The organism is Corallococcus sp. EGB, from assembly GCF_019968905.1.
GTDB lineage: Bacteria > Myxococcota > Myxococcia > Myxococcales > Myxococcaceae > Corallococcus.
In genome coordinates this window covers 1,242,165-1,258,671 of record NZ_CP079946.1, presented here as the reverse complement: position 1 = coordinate 1,258,671, position 16,507 = coordinate 1,242,165, and the positions used below count along the sequence as shown (strand labels likewise).

General features: G+C 70.9%; 14 protein-coding genes. 7 read left to right on the top strand and 7 right to left on the bottom strand.

The annotated features are described in order from the left end of the window. Nucleotides 1-66: 66 nt before the first annotated feature. Nucleotides 67-624, bottom strand: coding sequence for a Uma2 family endonuclease (locus KYK13_RS05175; protein WP_223642424.1), 558 nt, complete (start codon nucleotides 622-624; stop codon nucleotides 67-69). Between the two features lie 331 nt (nucleotides 625-955). Here KYK13_RS05175 and KYK13_RS05170 point away from each other — a divergent pair, with 331 nt between their 5' ends. Further along, a complete protein-coding gene (locus KYK13_RS05170; protein ID WP_223642422.1) occupies nucleotides 956-3,070 on the top strand; it encodes a catalase in 2,115 nt (704 codons plus the stop codon). 18 nt (nucleotides 3,071-3,088) lie between these two features. Here the strand turns inward: KYK13_RS05170 and KYK13_RS05165 are convergent, their stop codons facing one another. Together KYK13_RS05165 and KYK13_RS05160 are read right to left on the bottom strand one after the other, a co-directional pair. Next, the gene (locus tag KYK13_RS05165) at nucleotides 3,089-3,802 is read right to left on the bottom strand and encodes a S8/S53 family peptidase (RefSeq protein WP_223642421.1); all 714 of its coding nucleotides are present in this window, start codon (nucleotides 3,800-3,802) and stop codon (nucleotides 3,089-3,091) included. 25 nt (nucleotides 3,803-3,827) lie between these two features. Beyond that, nucleotides 3,828-4,019: a hypothetical protein gene (locus KYK13_RS05160; protein WP_223642420.1), complete on the bottom strand. Its 192-nt coding sequence runs from the start codon at nucleotides 4,017-4,019 to the stop codon at nucleotides 3,828-3,830. A 61-nt stretch (nucleotides 4,020-4,080) separates the two neighbouring features. Between KYK13_RS05160 and KYK13_RS05155 the strand changes: the two genes are divergently transcribed. Next, nucleotides 4,081-4,455: a hypothetical protein gene (locus KYK13_RS05155; RefSeq protein ID WP_223642419.1), complete on the top strand. Its 375-nt coding sequence runs from the start codon at nucleotides 4,081-4,083 to the stop codon at nucleotides 4,453-4,455. 3 nt (nucleotides 4,456-4,458) lie between these two features. Here KYK13_RS05155 and KYK13_RS05150 read toward each other — a convergent pair whose 3' ends face one another. Further along, nucleotides 4,459-5,712: an SO2930 family diheme c-type cytochrome gene (locus tag KYK13_RS05150; protein WP_223642418.1), complete on the bottom strand. Its 1,254-nt coding sequence runs from the start codon at nucleotides 5,710-5,712 to the stop codon at nucleotides 4,459-4,461. Between the two features lie 24 nt (nucleotides 5,713-5,736). Beyond that, complete coding sequence (locus KYK13_RS05145; RefSeq protein ID WP_223642417.1) at nucleotides 5,737-7,293, bottom strand: parallel beta-helix domain-containing protein; 1,557 nt, start codon at nucleotides 7,291-7,293, stop codon at nucleotides 5,737-5,739. Between the two features lie 348 nt (nucleotides 7,294-7,641). Here KYK13_RS05145 and KYK13_RS05140 point away from each other — a divergent pair, with 348 nt between their 5' ends. Continuing rightward, complete coding sequence (locus tag KYK13_RS05140; protein WP_223642416.1) at nucleotides 7,642-8,097, top strand: hypothetical protein; 456 nt, start codon at nucleotides 7,642-7,644, stop codon at nucleotides 8,095-8,097. Nucleotides 8,098-8,111: 14 nt separating this feature from the next. Here the strand turns inward: KYK13_RS05140 and KYK13_RS05135 are convergent, their stop codons facing one another. Both KYK13_RS05135 and KYK13_RS05130 read right to left on the bottom strand, forming a co-directional pair. Beyond that, the gene (locus KYK13_RS05135; protein WP_223642415.1) at nucleotides 8,112-8,969 is read right to left on the bottom strand and encodes a neutral zinc metallopeptidase; all 858 of its coding nucleotides are present in this window, start codon (nucleotides 8,967-8,969) and stop codon (nucleotides 8,112-8,114) included. A 139-nt stretch (nucleotides 8,970-9,108) separates the two neighbouring features. After that, nucleotides 9,109-10,425 (bottom strand): neutral/alkaline non-lysosomal ceramidase N-terminal domain-containing protein, encoded by a 1,317-nt coding sequence (locus KYK13_RS05130; RefSeq protein WP_223646529.1) that lies wholly within the window; start codon nucleotides 10,423-10,425, stop codon nucleotides 9,109-9,111. A 167-nt stretch (nucleotides 10,426-10,592) separates the two neighbouring features. Here KYK13_RS05130 and purF point away from each other — a divergent pair, with 167 nt between their 5' ends. The 4 genes from purF (at nucleotide 10,593) to KYK13_RS05110 (ending at nucleotide 16,476) form a co-directional block, all read left to right on the top strand. Next, complete coding sequence (gene purF / locus KYK13_RS05125) at nucleotides 10,593-11,978, top strand: amidophosphoribosyltransferase (RefSeq protein WP_223642413.1); 1,386 nt, start codon at nucleotides 10,593-10,595, stop codon at nucleotides 11,976-11,978. Further along, nucleotides 11,953-13,614 carry a sensor histidine kinase gene (locus KYK13_RS05120; RefSeq protein ID WP_223642412.1) on the top strand — a complete coding sequence of 554 codons (1,662 nt, stop codon included), beginning with the start codon at nucleotides 11,953-11,955 and terminating at the stop codon, nucleotides 13,612-13,614. Before purF ends, KYK13_RS05120 begins: the two co-directional genes overlap by 26 nt. Continuing rightward, nucleotides 13,611-14,984, top strand: a complete 1,374-nt coding sequence (locus KYK13_RS05115) for a sigma-54 dependent transcriptional regulator (protein WP_223642410.1) — start codon at nucleotides 13,611-13,613, stop codon at nucleotides 14,982-14,984. Before KYK13_RS05120 ends, KYK13_RS05115 begins: the two co-directional genes overlap by 4 nt. A 166-nt stretch (nucleotides 14,985-15,150) precedes the next feature. Beyond that, nucleotides 15,151-16,476: a TolC family protein gene (locus tag KYK13_RS05110; protein ID WP_223642408.1), complete on the top strand. Its 1,326-nt coding sequence runs from the start codon at nucleotides 15,151-15,153 to the stop codon at nucleotides 16,474-16,476. Nucleotides 16,477-16,507 lie beyond the last annotated feature (31 nt).

The following is a 16,507-nucleotide window of genomic DNA, read 5'->3' as shown; positions in this document are numbered from 1 at the left end:
TGCGCACCTGAATCCGCGCTCGCCCGGCAGCCCGCCGCCAACGGCGAACGCGAGCGGGCGCGGCACTCAGCCCCATTCGTCCCAGAGCGCGCCGAGCTTCAAGGCCACGGCCTCGAAGGGTTCAGCGAACACAGGCCCAGCTCCCGAGTGGGTCGCCAGGTGCACGTACTGCCCCGCCTCCCACCGGAACACCTCCAGGGTGCGAAGGACCGGGTCGATGAACCAGACATGCCCCACCCCTTCGCGCGCGAACACCGGCAGCTTCACTTCGCGGTCCAGGAGCCGCGTCGAGGGAGAGAGCACCTCGCAGACCCAGTCTGGTGGAAGGGCAAGGGCCGCGCCCCTCGGCGCCTTCGGGAGTCGCTCGCGCCGCCAGCCGGCCAGGTCCGGAACGAGGACATCGTCCCCCATCCGGAGTTCGGGCTCGACCACGATGTACCAGCCTCCCGGGCCTCCCAGTCCGAAGACAAAGGGATTGCCCAGGAGCGCCATCAGGAACGAAGCCGCCGTGAGGTGGGGGAATGCCGGCCGCGGACTTGCATACAGCTCCCCCGCGACAATCTCCCCCACGACCCCCTCCGGGAGTGCCTCCAGGTCCGCGTAGGTCGCGGGTTTCTTTCCCATGGATTCCCTCCAGTCCTCGCCGCCCATCACTCTATCCATGACGGCGAGAGGTAGCACGCCCGTCTGACGTTCCAGGGCGGACGGTTCCTCCTGGACCCTGGAGGTCCCATCAATCGCTCGCCGACGCCCTCAGGTGAACGCGAGGTCCAGCGCCACCGCATCGAAGGTGTTGGACGTGAAGGACGCCTGACGCTCGCTGGCCAACGCCGCGAACGAACGCCACCGGACACAGCCGCCGCCTTGCGTCCTGCACCTCCCAGACACGCCACGTAAGGCGTGCGGCCTCCACCGCGTCCGGCACCCTGCGCGCCCCCTTGAAGGAGGTGGCGCGGTGACCTCACAGAAGCAGCCGGACGCAGTGCATGTGGATGAGAACAGCAAGGACCAGCAGCTCGCGCGGGACCGCTCGGAGCCCACGGGCAACTTCCTCACCACGGACCAGGGCATCCGCGTCGAGCACACCGATGACTCGCTCAAGGTCGGCGCTCGCGGCCCCACGCTCCTGGAGGACTTCCACTTCCGTGAGAAGATCACCCGCTTCGACCATGAGCGCATCCCCGAGCGCGTCGTCCACGCGCGCGGCGCGGGCGCCCATGGCTACTTCCAGGTGTACGAGTCCCTCGCCAAGTACACCCGCGCGAAGTTCCTCCAGGACCCGTCCAAGAAGACGCCCGTCTTCGTGCGCTTCTCCACCGTCGCGGGCTCGCGAGGCTCCGCGGACACCGCGCGCGACGTGCGCGGCTTCGCGGTGAAGTTCTACACGGAGGAAGGCAACTTCGACCTCGTGGGCAACAACATCCCCGTCTTCTTCATCCAGGACGGCATCAAGTTCCCCGACATCATCCACGCCGCCAAGCCGGAGCCCCACCACGAGATTCCCCAGGCGCAGACGGCGCATGACTCCTTCTGGGACTTCGTGTCGCTCGTCCCGGAGACCCTGCACATGATCATGTGGATCATGTCCGACCGCGCCATCCCGCGCAGCTTCCGGATGATGCAGGGCTTCGGCGTCCACACCTTCCGCTTCGTGGACGAAAAGAACACCGCGCGCTTCGTGAAGTTCCACTGGAAGCCGCTGTTGGGTACGCACTCGCTCGTCTGGGACGAGGCCCAGAAGCTGGGGGGCAAGGACCCGGACTTCCACCGCCGCGACCTCTTCGAGGCCATCGAGCAGGGCGACTTCCCCGAGTACGAGCTGGGCATCCAAATCCTGGAGGAGAAGGACGCGCAGGCGCTGGGCGTGGACCTGCTGGACGCCACCAAGCTCATCCCGGAAGAGGTCGTCCCGGTGCAGCCGGTGGGCAAGCTCACGCTCAACCGCAACCCGACGAACTTCTTCTCTGAGACGGAGCAGGTCGCCTTCTGCGTGGCCAACGTCGTGCCGGGCATCGACTTCACGGACGACCCGCTGATGCAGGCGCGCCTCTTCTCGTACCTGGACACGCAGCTGACGCGCCTGGGCGGCCCGAACTTCGCGGAGATCCCCATCAACCGCCCGGTGGCGCCGGTGCACAACCACCAGCAGGACGGCTTCAGCCGACACACGAGCAACGTAGGCCGCGCCAACTACTTCCCCAACTCGCTGGGCGGCGGCTGCCCGTTCCTCGCCTCCCAGAAGCAGGGCGGCTACGTGCATTACCCGGAGCAGGTGGACGGGAAGAAGGTCCGCGAGCGCTCCGCCTCCTTCAACGACCACTACAGCCAGGCGGCGCTCTTCTTCCGCAGCCTCTCCGAGCCGGAGCAGCAGCACCTCATCGACGCGTGCCGCTTCGAACTGGGCAAGGTGGAGACGAAGGCCATCCAGGAGCGCATGCTGGAGCACTTCGCGAAGATCGACGCGCTGCTCGTCTCCGCCGTGGCGGAAGGGCTGGGCCTTCCCGCCCCCAAGGCCACGCCCGTCACGCCCAAGGGCCCACCCGCGTCCAAGGCCCTGAGCATGGAGGCGATGAAGATGGCCATGAAGCCCTCCATCAAGACCCGCAAGGTGGGCGTGCTCGTCGCGGACGGCGTGGACGCGGACGAACTGATGGCGCTGCGCAAGGAGCTGGAGGCGCAGGGCGCGCGACTGACGGTCATCGCCAGGCGCCTGGGCTCGGTGAAGGCGTCCAACGGCAAGGACGTGCCGGTGGACAAGAGCGCCATGACCACCGCCTCCGTGGAGTACGACGGCGTCTTCATCCCCGGCGGCGCCAAGAGCGTGGAGACGCTGAAGAAGGACGGCGAGTCGCGCCACTTCGTGCAGGAGGCCTACCTGCACTGCAAGACGGTGGGCGCGTCCAAGGACGCGGAGGACGTGCTCAAGGCCTGTGAAATCGACCCGGCCGCGCCCGGCGTCGTCGCGGGCTCCAAGGCGGGTGCGGGGGCGGCGCTGGCCACCGCGTTCGCGCAGTCGCTCGCGAAGCACCGGCACTGGGACCGCCAGGACAACACCCGCGTCCCGGCCTGAGGCCCGCCAGGGCGAACGTCACCGCGTCCGCCGTGACGCGGTGACGCGCCGCCAGCCGGGAGGACCTCCCTCGCGCAGCACCTGCGCGGCCGCCAGCGCGCAGGCGTAGCTGCTCGTGAGGGGGCGCTCGCACCAGGCTCCGTCCGAGTACAGCCGCACCGAGGCCGCGTGTTCGACGTGGTCCACGACGTCGCCGCGGCGCAGGGCGTGGGCCGTCGCCGCGTCCGCCACCGTCACCACCGACGGCATCCCGGACGGAAGGCCGGCCACGGGCCCCGCGGCGCAGAGCACCAGGCTGCCCTGCTCCACCGCGCGGTCCAACAGCGCGGTGAGCGGAGCCTCGAAGGCGCGTCCCACGGTGCCCAGGCTCAGGTTGATGAGGTCCGGCCGCACGTCCCGCGTCAGCCACTCCAGCGCTTCCAGCAGGCACAGCGAGTCGCCGCGCATCCGCCCATCCAGCACGCGCGCGACGTACCACGCCACGTCGTCAGGAGGACGGCCCTGTCCCCGCAGGATGCTCAGCACCGCGGTGCCGTGGCCGTGCGTGTCCTCCAGGTCCTCCAGCACGGAGCCGCCGTCACACCACGCGGCCAGCTCCTCCCGCGAATGGACCCGGGACTCCAGGCGCCGCGCCTCCCGGTCCACCGTGAAGCTCGCGGCCCCGGCGAGCGACAGCCCCGCCCCGCGAAGGAAGCCCACCGACACACCGCTGTCCACGATGGCGACCTTCATGGGAGGCAGGGCCTTGAAACACCGCCTAGCAGGAGCTGCTCGAGTCCTCGCCCACCGGATACTTGAGCTCCGGGAAGTAGGTGCCCACCCACTGCGTGCCATTCCACGTGTAGTGCTGGCCGTTGAGATACGACGTGGCGCAGGCGTACCCGATGAGGTCCTCGGATCCGCTCACTTCGTCCAGCAGCTTCGACACGTCCTTGCTCGTGAATTTCAAGGGAACACTCCCGGCAGTGGATTGATGGGAAAACCGGTCAGGAAGCCTAGGGGGCCGGGGAGTGCGTCGCAACGATGTGGGGCATCCCGCGGACGGGAACACGGCGCGGGACCCGCGAGGGGGTTGGGGTCCGCGGACCACCGCCGCGCTGTCCGAAGGCAAGATGCCCCAGGTCAGCTTCTTCGCGGGCCTGCTGGGCTTCGCGCTGGTGAAGCTGGGAGAGCACACCGCCCGCACCTATCAACCCGCTGCGCTTCTTCCGGGGCGCGCCGCGCCGGGCATGCAGGTGGCGTTCGTCGGCGCCTCCAGCTCCGCGTCCATGCCGGCGGCCCTGCGCAGCGTCACGGGCACGGCGGTGGTGATGACCACCGTCGTCCTCCGCGCGTCCGGCAACGTGGGGCTGGAGGAGCCCCAGCCCCCGTCGCCGGCCGCCTGAGCGCTACTTGCAGGTCTTCGGCGTCATGGAGTCGATCCAATCCGCGATGAGCTGCGAGCCCTCCTTGTGGTGAATCGTCCGGCCAATCTGCGGCATCATCTTGCCGTCCTCCTCCGTGTGCAGCCGGTACCAGAGGATGGACTCCGCGTGGTTGCCGGGGAGGATGTCGAACTCACCGCCCACGCCGCTGCCCGCCGAGCCCGGGCGCTTGCACTCGCCCAGGTTGAACACGCTGGTGTTGTCGAAGTTGAGGAACAGCTGGCTGGTGACGCCCGCCGTCCCCTTCGGGTTGTGGCAATGCGCGCAGTTGATGTCCAGGTACGTGCGCGCCCGCGTGGTCAGGTCCGCGGCCTGCGGGTTGAACGCGTCCGGCGCCTTCGGCAGGTCCACCGCGGCCGGCAGCCTGTCCAGCTTGCCCAGTGATGCCAGGTACTCCAGCTGATCATGCTCCACACCGCCGTAGGTGTTCGTGCGGTGCAGGTAGCGCGCCTTCACGCCAATGGGGTGCATCACCTGATTGCCCTGGCCGTCCAGCAGGTGGTGGCACTGCTGGCACTGGTTCTTGGAGGGCACCGGGTAGCGGAACGACCGCGTCTCCCCGTCCAGGTCGGTGAACGTCACGTCGCGCGTGCGGCCGCCGGTGGCCAGCGTGGCCTCCGTCTGCTCCGCGTTCCAGACGTAAGGCCACGCCTCCCAACCGGAAGGCTGGTGCACCAGGACGCGCGTCTCGATGAGCCGCACGTCCTGGTCCGGCTTCCGCAGGTCCGCCGGGAAGGCGAACGTCTTCGTGATGAGCGTCCCCACCGGCAGGTCCAGCGCGGCCACGGGCTCGTAGTGCGCCGTCTTGCCAGGGGGGATGTAGAGGGTGCGTGACTTCACCGCGTAGTCGGAGAACAGCGCGGTGGACAGGGTGTAGGGCACGTTGCCCTCCACCGGGACCAGCCCCCCGTTCGCCGGGCTTCCGGTGAACAGCCCGAAGCCCGACAGCACGTTGGGGATGGCCAGCGAAGGCCCCGCATCCCCGGGGCCGGCGTCCGGTTCGCCCGCATCCGGCGCTCCGGCATCCGTCCCCGCGTCCACGGGACCGGCGTCCGGTTCACCCGCGTCCGGGCCCCCCGCGTCCCCGGTTCCAGCATCCGGCACGGTGCCCGAGTCGGGTGTGGGCCCGGGGACTTCCGGGTCGGAGGACCCGCAGGCCGCCAGCGACAGCGCCAGCAGCACCACGGAGAGACGGGGATTCACGAACGACGTCGACATGGGTGTCACGCTCCCTGACCGCGGTTACCGGATGTTGTCGCCAATCGTCAGCGCGGGGCTGAAGCCCGAACAGGCGAACTCAGCCTTCGTGGCCGGGTAGTGCCGCGTGAGGGCCCACCCGCCCGCGAAGTTGCCCTTGGCCGCGAGCTCCCCCGCCGCCACCAGGTCCAGGTCCGCGATGGCGTTGACGGTGCCCGCGGGCAGCGTGTTGTCGGCGAAGCAGATGTTGATGGGGTTCACCTCCGCGCGGGCATGGTTGTAGGGGTCCACGCCGTCCCACACCAGGTGCTCCACGCCCTTCGCGCCCTGCTGCTCGCCGTAGGTGTAGAGCGCCGCCAGGGCCGCGCCCAGCGGACGCAGCTGCGGGCTCAGGTTGCCGTTGTCCACGTTGTCGCCGCTGCCACCCTGGAAGGTGTTGCCGTGGATGAAGACGTCGGAGCTCGCGAAGTTCCCGCCCGCCGCGTCCCACAGCGCCGGGTTGGGCTCGATGGTGAGGCCGCTCAGCACCGCCACGTCCACCGTGTTGTTGTTGCCCCAGGTGTTGCCCGTCAGCTCCACGCGGCGCGACGCCAGCATGAACGTGCCCGTGCCCGCCGGCACCTGCGACACCGTGCTGCTGCTGGCCGCGACGGACGCGAAGTTGTTCCGGTTGTTGCCGGTGATGATGTTGTTCTTCACCCGGATGTCCGTGCCCCGGATGGGGTTGCCCGGCAGGTCGAACACCACCAGGCCCGTGGTGTTGTCCTGGGCCGTGTTGCCCAGCACGTAGGCGTACTGCGTGTTTTCAATCTCGATGCCCGCCACGTTCTGCTTCGCCACGCTGTTGCGCACGACGGCGTACTGCGTCTGCCCCACGTAGATGCCCGCGTCCGCGGCGTTGTAGGCCTCGCAGTCCTCGATGACGACGTACTTGGACTTCACCGGGTACAGGCCGTACTTGCCGTTGCTCTCCTTGTCGGCCTGCGCCCACTCGGTGCGCACGCGGCGCATCACCACGTCCATGGAGGACTCCACGCGGATGGCGTCCTTCTTCGCGTTCCACACCGCCAGGTCGCTCACCGTGAAGCGGTCACCCACCACGTCCAGGCCGTTGGAGTTCGCCGCGGCGTTGGTGAAGACCAGCACGGTGCTGCTCGCCCCGCCCGTGCCCTCGCCCTTGGCGCCCTTGCCCGCGCCCACCAGCGTGATGCCCTTCTGGCGGATGGTGATGGCGTTGTCGAAGGTGTACGTGCCCGCCGCCAGTTGGATGGTGGTGCACTCGGCCAGCGTGTTCACCTGGTCCTGGAGCGCCTCCTCCTGGCCCGGCGCGAAGTTCAGCGTCGCCTGGGCCTTGCCCTCGCAGGAGAACGTCCCCGCGCTGCCGCCGTCCCAGGGGATGCCCGTGTCCACGCTGCCCGCGTCCGTGCCCGCGTCCGTGTTCGTCCCCGCGTCCGTGCCCGCGTCCGTATTGGTACCCGCGTCCACTTTCACGCCCGAGTCCGGCGTGGTGTTGTCGTCGTCCGAGCAGGCGGTCAGCGAAAGGGCCCCTACCAGGGCCAGAAGCGTCGCGCTCGTCGCGCGGGTCCACTGCAAACGGGGCATGTCTTTCCTCCGCGAGGCCGCTCCACCTGGGCCACGGGGAAGCACCCGCGACCCGCGAAGCAGCGGGAAGGCGGCATGCTCGGAGCAAAGACACACTGACGACAAGCACAAGTTTCACGTTTGTGTTTTGACGCGGCGCCCCTTTGGCCGTGCTTGAAAAGCACGTGCACGCGGTAAGCCTATTGTCCGCAATGTGTCCGAAATGCGAATGACGCACGGCTTCATGACTGGCGCGCAAGCAGGCCAGGGAGCAGTGCGAGGCGCTCGCCGGAGCCCACCCGCGCGGTCATCTTGAGAAGCAGGTCGCGGCGCGGTTCCCTCTCCCGCGCCCCAAGGAAGGAGGTTCCCATGCGCACTGGCACCCTGGTGACCCTGGCAGTGGCGCTCGCGTCCGGTCCGGCCATGGTCCTGGCGCAGCAGGACGAAGTGGTCGTCCCGGAGGGCAATGACTCACAGCGCCCGGACAACGCGCAATCACTGACAAGTGAATCCGGCGACAACACCTTCTGGAACAATTACTGGTATCAGCCGCCCGCGGAGAGCGGGTTCCAGCAGCCGCTCGCGGGCGCGTATCAACTCCAGCAGCCGCTCGAAGGGACGTACGAGCTTCAGCAGCCGCTCGTCGGCACGTACCAGCTGCAGCAGCCGCTCATCGGGACCTACGAGCTTCAGCAGCCGCTCAACGGCACGTACCAGTTGCAGCAGCCGCTCAACGGCACGTATCAGCTCCAGCAGCCGCTCATCGGCACGCAGCAGCAGCGCCTGCCGTCGATGCACGGGCCAGGCGCCGCGCGGGCGCGCTGAGGCTCTTCGCGCCCCTACCGCCGGGCGTTGAAGGTGTCACACGCCTCCAGCGTCCCCTGCTCCAGGCCGCGCTTGAACCAGGTCATGCGCTGCGCGGCGGAGCCGTGGGTGAAGGACTCGGGGACGACGTAGCCCCGGGCGCGCTTCTGGAGCGTGTCGTCGCCCACGGCGCTGGCCGCGCCCAGGCCCTCCTCCACGTCGCCCTGCTCCAGGATGTCGCGCTCCTTCTGGGCATGGTGGGCCCAGATGCCGGCGAAGCAGTCCGCCTGGAGCTCCGTCAGCACGGAGAGCTGGTTGGCCTGCTCCTCGCTCGTGCGGTTGCGCAGCGACTGCACCCTGCGGGAGATGCCCAGCAGGTTCTGCACGTGGTGCCCCACTTCGTGCGCGATGACGTACGCGCGGCCGAAGTCACCCGGCGCGCCGAAGCGGCCCTCCAGCTCGTCGAAGAAGCTCAGGTCCAGGTACACCTTCTGGTCGCCCGGACAATAGAAGGGCCCCACCGCGCTCTCCTGCATCCCGCACGCGGACTGCACCGCGTCCGTGAAGAGCACCAGGTGCGGCTGCACGTAGCGGATGCCCTGGGGCTCCAGCAGGCGGGGCCAGGTGTCCTCCGTGTCCGCGAGCACCACGGAGGCGAAGTCCTTCAGCTGCTCCTGCCGGGGGTCGACGTTCCCGGAGCCGCCCGTGCCCGGCTGCGAATACGGAGCGGTGCGCGTGCCCACCTGCACGTCGGATGGGTCGCCGCCCAGCAACATCACCAGCAGCGCCACCACCAGCGACGCGGCGCCGCCGCCCACCGCGAGCGGGCGTCCGAAGCCACCGCCCCGCCGGTCCTCGATGTTCGAGCTGCGACGTCCGCCTTCCCACCTCATCCCGTGCCCCCTCCCGCGAATCCGACGATCCGAGGACCAAGGTAGGCAGCGGGCCCTCCGTCAGCGACGGTGCCACCTCACGGCGGCCGGACGTCAGGAGGTCCCCAGGGCAGGCAGGCGGGCGGGCCTCCGCTCCCGCCTACCTCCCGGGGGAGAAGCCCACCGCGCCGGAGGCCACGCGCGCGGCGGCATCCAGGCGCTCCAGCAGGGCGGGGCCGTAGTACTGGCGCCGGGACTCGCCCTGCGCCGCGCGCACCTGCTCCGGCGTGTCCACGTAGCCCACGTAGCCGTTGGCGAGCCCCAGCACGTGCGAGGCCCCGGACGCGTCCGCCAGCGCCCGGCCCGCGCCCACGGTGGGCTCGCCGGGGATGGACAGCAGCTCCAGCGGCCCCAGCACCAGCGCGTCCACCTCCGCCTCGCGCGGCGACGAACCGCACAGGAAGTTGTCCCCCGCCGCCCGGGTGAGCGCGGGCACCAGCCGCGACGCGTCCGGCCGGGGCAGCGCCGTCCGCACGCGCGCGAACGCCAGCCGCGCCGGCTCCGCCACGGAGGCGGGGGCCGCCGTGTCCGCGAGCGCCGCCAGCTTGCGCGCGAAGCCCAGGGCGCGCTCGGGGCCCTGCCCTTCGTTGAAGGCCACGGATGCATTGCCTTCGCTGCCCTGCACGAACAGGGAGACGCCAGCGCCCGCCTCCTCGCGCAGCGCGCTCAGCCGCCCCGGGTAGTCCGGATCCACCAGCGCCCGCTGCCGGGGGATGAGCGTGGCGTGTCCGGCGAACACCAGCACCTCCGCCACCCACCCCGCCTCCCCGCGCAGTCCCACCCGCGTCAGCCGGCCGTCCGGGACCTCTCCGCCGGAGCGGGAATAGACGAGCCCCGCGTCCGCCGCGCCGCCCACCTCCAGGGTCACGTCCGCCAGGGAGGCCGCGGCCTTCTCCAGCGCCTCGCTCGCGCCCGCCACCACCGCGCTCACGGAGGCCTCCCGGTAGCGCCCCATGGCTGAGAGCTGGGCCACCCACCGTGCGTCGTAGCCTCCAAATGACGAGTGCGTGTGCGTGGCCACCACCAGCACCTCCTCCACCCCCGCCTTCGCCGCGCGCTCACGCACCCGCGCCGTGATTTCCGGGGTCACCAGGAGCAGCTCCAGCGACACCACGCCCACACGCGCGCCGCCGGCCTCCAACACCAGGGCCCTCGCATGGACGGGAAGCTCGGCCTGGCTCGCCTCGGGGTGCGGCGGGACGTAGCCCGCCACCACCACCGGGAAGGGCGGGGAGAGGGCCACCTTCGCCGCGCCCGCCTTGAGGGCGCCCTCGCCACGCACCTGTGACAGCACCTCGGGCGTGCGCTCCTCCCACCTCCCACACCAGTTCCAGGAGGCGAGCGCATAGGCGGCCCCGGCCGTTAGCAAGGCGAAGGGCAGCAGGGAGCGGAGGAAGGAGCGCCGGAAGGTGGACATGCCGGCGGGGAGCGTAACCGCTCGGGGCATCCCGGCGGCTCCTACCTTTCAGGCGACGGCACCTTGGCTGGCCTACAAGGGCCGACGTCGGCTGATGGTGGAATACCCACCGTCGAGGCGTGCGTTCCTGTTCCGCTTCGCGGTCGAAAGGGGTAAGGCAGCGCGCCATGTGCGGCATCTTCGGAATCGTGGGTCACGGAGAGGCGTCCAACCTGACGTACCTGGGGTTGCACGCCCTGCAGCACCGCGGACAGGAGTCCGCAGGCATCGTCGCGTCCGACGGGCACACCCTGCGCGCGCACCGGCAGATGGGCCTGGTGGCCGACATCTTCACCGCGCCGGTGATTGAAGGGCTCCCCGGCAAGGCGGCCATTGGCCACGTGCGCTACAGCACGGCGGGCGGCAGCGGCATCAAGAACGCCCAGCCCCTGTTCGTGAACTACGCGGGCGGCCAGTTCTCCATCGCGCACAACGGCAACCTCGTGAACGCGGTGGAGCTCAAGGCGGAGCTGGAGGCGGAGGGCGCGCTGTTCCAGTCGGACGCGGACACGGAGGTGGTGATGCACCTCCTCGCCCGCTCCAAGCAGCCTGGCTTCGAGGCGCGCCTCGTGGAAGCGCTGCGCCGGGTGGAGGGCGCCTACAGCATCCTGCTGCTCACCGAGGACAAGCTCATCGCGGTGCGCGACCCCAACGGCTTCCGGCCGCTGGTGCTGGGCAAGATGAAGGAAGGCGCGTACGTGCTCGCCAGCGAGACGACGGCGCTGGACCTCATCGAGGCGGAGCTCGTGCGCGAGCTGGAGCCCGGGGAGCTGGTCGTCATCGAGAACGGCGTGCTGCGCTCCAGCATGCCCTTCAAGCCCGCGCCCCGGCTGGGCCGCTGCATCTTCGAGCACGTCTACTTCGCCAAGCCGGACTCCGTCCTCTTCGGCAGCAGCGTCTACGAAGTGCGCAAGCGCCTGGGCATGCAGCTGGCGCGCGAGCAGCCCGCGGAGGCGGACCTGGTCATCGCGGTACCGGACTCCGGCGTGCCCGCGGCCATCGGCTTCTCGCAGGTGAGCGGCATCCCCTACGACGTGGGCCTCATCCGCAGCCACTACGTGGGCCGCACCTTCATTGAACCTCAGCAGTCCATCCGCCACTTCGGCGTGAAGCTGAAGCTGTCCGCCGTGCGCCAGGTGCTCAAGGGCAAGCGCGTGGTGGTGGTGGATGACTCCATCGTGCGCGGCACCACCAGCCGCAAGATTGTCAAGATGCTCAAGGCCGCGGGCGCCGTGGAGGTGCACCTGCGCATCTCCTCGCCGCCCACGCAGTGGCCCTGCTACTACGGCATCGACACGCCCAGCCGCACGGAGCTCATCGCCGCCAGCCACTCCACGGAGGAGATCGCGAAGTACGTGACGGCGGACTCCCTGGGCTACCTGTCGCTGGAGGGACTGGGCACCGCGGTGGACGACCCGAAGCGCAGCACCTACTGCACCGCGTGCTTCTCCGGGCAGTACCTCACCGACAAGCTGTCCCAGGGCGCGGGTGTCGCCACCAAGCTCAGCGCCTGAGACGCCGGCCCCGCCCCAGGGCCGGCCCGGGCTCGCGCAGGCGGAGCGGCAGTTCGTCCGCTCCGTCGTCGCGGGCCTCGTGCTGCTGGGCGCGGTCGCCGTGGCCGGGCCGCTGCTCTCCTATCGCGGCGACGTCGCCGTGACTCGCGCGGAGTTCCAGTCCCGCATGACGCGCGAGGCGCGCGTCTACGCGGAGGCGCTGGGCCTGCACCTGAAGCTGCTCCAGACGGAGCTTTTGCGCGTGTCCGAAGGCGTGGGCCCGGACGTGAAGCGCGAGCTGCCCACGGAGGACCTCCAGGACCTCACCACGCCCCGCGCCGGCCTCTTCCACGCGGGCGTGATGGTGCTGGACGCGCAGGGCAAGCTGCGCTGGAGCGACCCGCCCCTCGAGGAAGCGCAGGGCCAGGACGGCTTCGCCGCGCGCCCCTGGTTCCAGCAGGTGCTCGCGCGCCAGACGTCGGTGGTGGACGCCATCGCGCCGGGCGCGTCCCTCTTCGTCGTCGCGGTGCCGGTGGTGCGCGCGGGGAAGACGACCGCGGTGCTCGCGGGCCTGCTGGACACGGAGATGGCGCTGCCGGGCGGACGGCCGCTGAGCAACGACCTGGAGCTGCTCGTCCTCAACGCCTCGGGCGACCTCTTCCTGCCCAGCGAGCCGCCCTCGTGGGCCAACGTGTCGCGCGCCTCCGGAGAGCTGCGCGACTTCATCCGCGAGGGCGTCCGTCCCCCTTCGCTGGACGTGAGGCCGGAGACCTTCCTCACCGCCACGCCCGTGCCCGGCACGGGGCTGCACCTGGTGCTCGCCGCGGACGAGTCGGCGCTCCTGTCCGGCCTGCGCGACCGCTTCCTCGTGCAGCTCCTGGTGCTGGCGCTGCTCCAGGTGGGCACGCTGGTGCTCTTCACCGTCCACTGGCGCCGCGTCTACGGCCTGTTCCGCGAGGTGGAGACCCGCTCCGCGCAGCAGGAGAAGATGGCCGCGCTGGGCAGCGCCGCCAGCCTCATCGCGCACGAGGTGAAGAACTCCCTCAACGGCCTCAAGGCCGCCGCCGGCCTCGTCTCCCCGGAGGGCGAGGGCGGGCTCGTGGTGCGCACCCTGCACGGACAGATCGACCGGCTGGCGCACCTGGCCACGTCGCTCTTGAACTTCGGCAAGCCGCCCGTCGTGCGCCGCGTGGACGTGGACCTGTCCCGGCTCGTGCGCGACGTGGTGGAGGGCCTGCGCTCGCTGCCGGAGGCCGGCGAGGTGCGCGTGGACGTGGACGTGCCCCCGGACGCGGCGCCCCTGTCGTGCGACCCGCTGCTGCTCACCACCGCGCTGGACAACCTGGTGCGCAACGCCATGGAGGCCACCGTGGCGGCCAAGGACCTGGGGAAGGTGGCCGAGCCCCGGGTGGACGTTCGCGCCCGCATGGACGCGGACGCCGCGGTGGTGACGGTGGAGGACAACGGGGGCGGACCGACGCAGGACATGGAGGGGCACCTCTTCGAGCCCTTCCACACCTCCAAGCCCAAGGGCATCGGCCTGGGGCTGGCCATGACGCGCCAGGCGCTGGAACATCAGGGCGGACAGCTCACCTTTGAACGCCTCCCCGGCGGCAGCCGCTTCCTCCTCCGCCTTCCCCGAGTGCCCCGGCCATGAGCCTCCCCGCCCTCTTCGTGGACGACGACCGCGCCTTCTCCTCCATCGCCGCGGTGGCGCTGCAGCGCGAGGGCTTCAGCCTCACGGTGGCGCACTCGCTGCACGAGGCCCGCGCGTCGCTCGCGAAGGCCACGCCCGTGCTGGTGGTGCTGGACCGCCGCCTGCCGGACGGAGACGGGCTCGCGTTCCTCCCGGAGCTGAAGGCGCACGCGCCCGGCGTGGCGGTGGTGATGGTGACGGCGCACGGCGACATCGCCAGCGCGGTGGACGCGGTGCGCGCGGGCGCGGCGGACTACCTGGCCAAGCCCGTGGAGCTGGCGGACCTGGTGCTGCGCGCGCGCCGGGCCGTGGACGCCAGCCGCCTGCGAGACCGGCTGGAGACGGCGGAGGCCGAGCTGTCCGGCCGCCGCCGGCTGGTGCCCCCCGCGTCCGCCGCCATGCAGCGCGTGTTCGCGATGCTGGAGCGCATCGCCGCGTCGCCGCGCAGCCCCGTGCTGCTCCTGGGTGAAACCGGCGTGGGCAAGGAGCAGCTCGCGCGGCACCTGCACGCGCTCGCGTCCAAGGACGGCGGCGCGCCCTTCGTGCACATCAACTGCGCGGCCCTGCCGGAACAAACGGTGGAGAGCGAGCTGTTCGGCCACGAGAAGGGCGCCTTCACGGACGCGCGCACCGCGCGGCGCGGGCTGGTGGAGGTGGCCCACGGCGGCGTGCTCTTCCTGGATGAGGTGGGCGAGCTGCCGCTGCCGCTCCAGGCGAAGCTGCTCACCTTCCTGGACTCGGGGCGCTTCCGCCGGCTGGGCGGCACCACGGAGCAGACGAGCACCGCGCGCATCGTGGCCGCCACCAACCGGGACCTGCCCAAGCAGATGACGGGCGGCAACTTCCGCGAGGACCTCTGGTTCCGCCTGGGCGTGTTCCGCATCGACATCCCCCCGCTGCGCAACCGGCGCGAGGACGTCCTCCCGCTGGCGGAGGGCATGCTCGCGGACCTGGGCCGCGAGCTGGGCCGGCGCGACGTCACCCTGGGCCCGAAGGCCCGCGCGAGGCTCGCCGCCTATGCGTTCCCGGGCAACGTGCGCGAGCTGCGCAACATCCTGGAGCGGGCGCTCGTGCTGGAGCCCGGACCGGAGCTGGAGCTGGAGGTCATCAGCGGCACGCCCTCCTCCACCATCGCCGCGCGGGCGGAGGCACCCGCCGCGGCACCGCCGCCGCCGGGAGCCTTCAGCGTGACGGAGCCCGTGCCCATGGAGGACCTGGAGCGCGCCTATGTGCGCTGGGTCCTGGAGCGGCAGGGCGGCCGGCGTATGGAGGCGGCGAAGGCGCTCGGTTTGTCCTATCCGACCTTCCTCAAGCGCCTGGGCGACACGTGAAGGGATTTGCAGTGCCCGCGCCGGGGCGATGAAAGGATTTTGAAGTCGGCCGGGACTGAAAGTTTTTTGAAGTCCCGAAGTGGCACATCCCCTCGGATTTACTGAGGAAAACCCAGGCACGCGGCTTGCGATGGGGGCCCTCCGGATTCTCACCGGAGCCTGCCGCTTGCGCCGTTCCTTCCCCGCTCTCATCGCCCTGGGCACCCTGCTCGGTCTCACCGCCAGTGCCGAGCAGCGCCCCTCGTCCTCCGCCTCGCTGCTGCTCTCCAACCTGCCGGACGAGGACGGTCTGGCGGAGCTCCTCTGGGAGCACTCCGCGGACTTCGCGGACGACCGCGCCCGCGTCGCCGCCTCGCGCGCGGACCACCAGCGCACGCACCTGCTGCCCAACCCGGAGCTGGACGTGTCCATGAACACCATCCCCCTTGGGGCCACCAACCCGCCGGGGCTGCGCCGGTTGACGGACGTGCCCAACTACGTCGTGGGCCTGTCGGAGCTGGTGGAGCTGGGCAAGCGCGGCCCGCGCCAGGACGCGGCGAAGGCGGCGCTGTCCGCCACCACGCTGGACGTGCACGCCGCGCTCCGGGCCCGCACCTACGACGTGCTGGAGCGGGCCGCGGACGTGGCCTCCACGGAGGTGCGCATCGCGGAGCTGACGAAGCTCGCCGAGGACGCGCGCAAGCTCACCGACCTGCAGCGCGCCCGGCAGCAGCACGGCGACGCCGCGGGCCTGGACGTGGACCGCTCCACGCTGGAGGCGCAGACGCTGGAGACGTCGCTGGGCGAGGAGCAGGCGAAGCTGACGGACGCGCTCCTGGCCTGCGCGCAGCTCGCGGGCATCCCGTGTGAGCCCTTCGGCAGCCACGAGCGGGCGATGTCCTTCCTCCAGGCGCGGCTCGACAAGGCGCCCGCGCCCGCCGCCATCGAAGCGCGTCCGGACCTGCGGGCCCTGAGCGCGCAGGAGGAATCCGCGCGGTCCTCGCTGAAGCTCGCGCGGCGCCGCTGGATTCCGGATCCGACGGTGCGCGCCGGCTACACGCGGGACCAGTTCGTCATCGCGGGCAACCAGCAGAACTCCCTCTTCGTGGGCATGTCGATTCCCCTCCCCTTCTTCGACCACGGCCAGGCGGACGCGCACGCCGCCAGCGTCAGCGCTCAATCCGCGAGGACCGCCCGCGAGCAGCTCACGGCCCAGGCCGAGCGGGAGACGGCCACGCTGAACCAGCAGCTGCGCACGGTGCAGGAGCGCCGCCAGAAGCTCCACACGCAGACGCTGCCCCTGGCCCAGGGCGTGGTGCAGCGCCTGGACGCGGCGGTGAAGGCCGGGGGCGCGGCGCTGCAAGACCTGCTGCTCGCGCGCCGCACCTACGGAGAGCTGGTGCTGCACGCGGCGGACCTGGATCAGACCGCCTACCACCTCACCATCGCCATCGCCCGCGCCAGCGCCGCCGGTCCGCGCGCGCCGGACACGCTGACGGCTCCCCGCTCCTGAACGTTCCCAACCCCTTTTCTGAAAGCCCCAC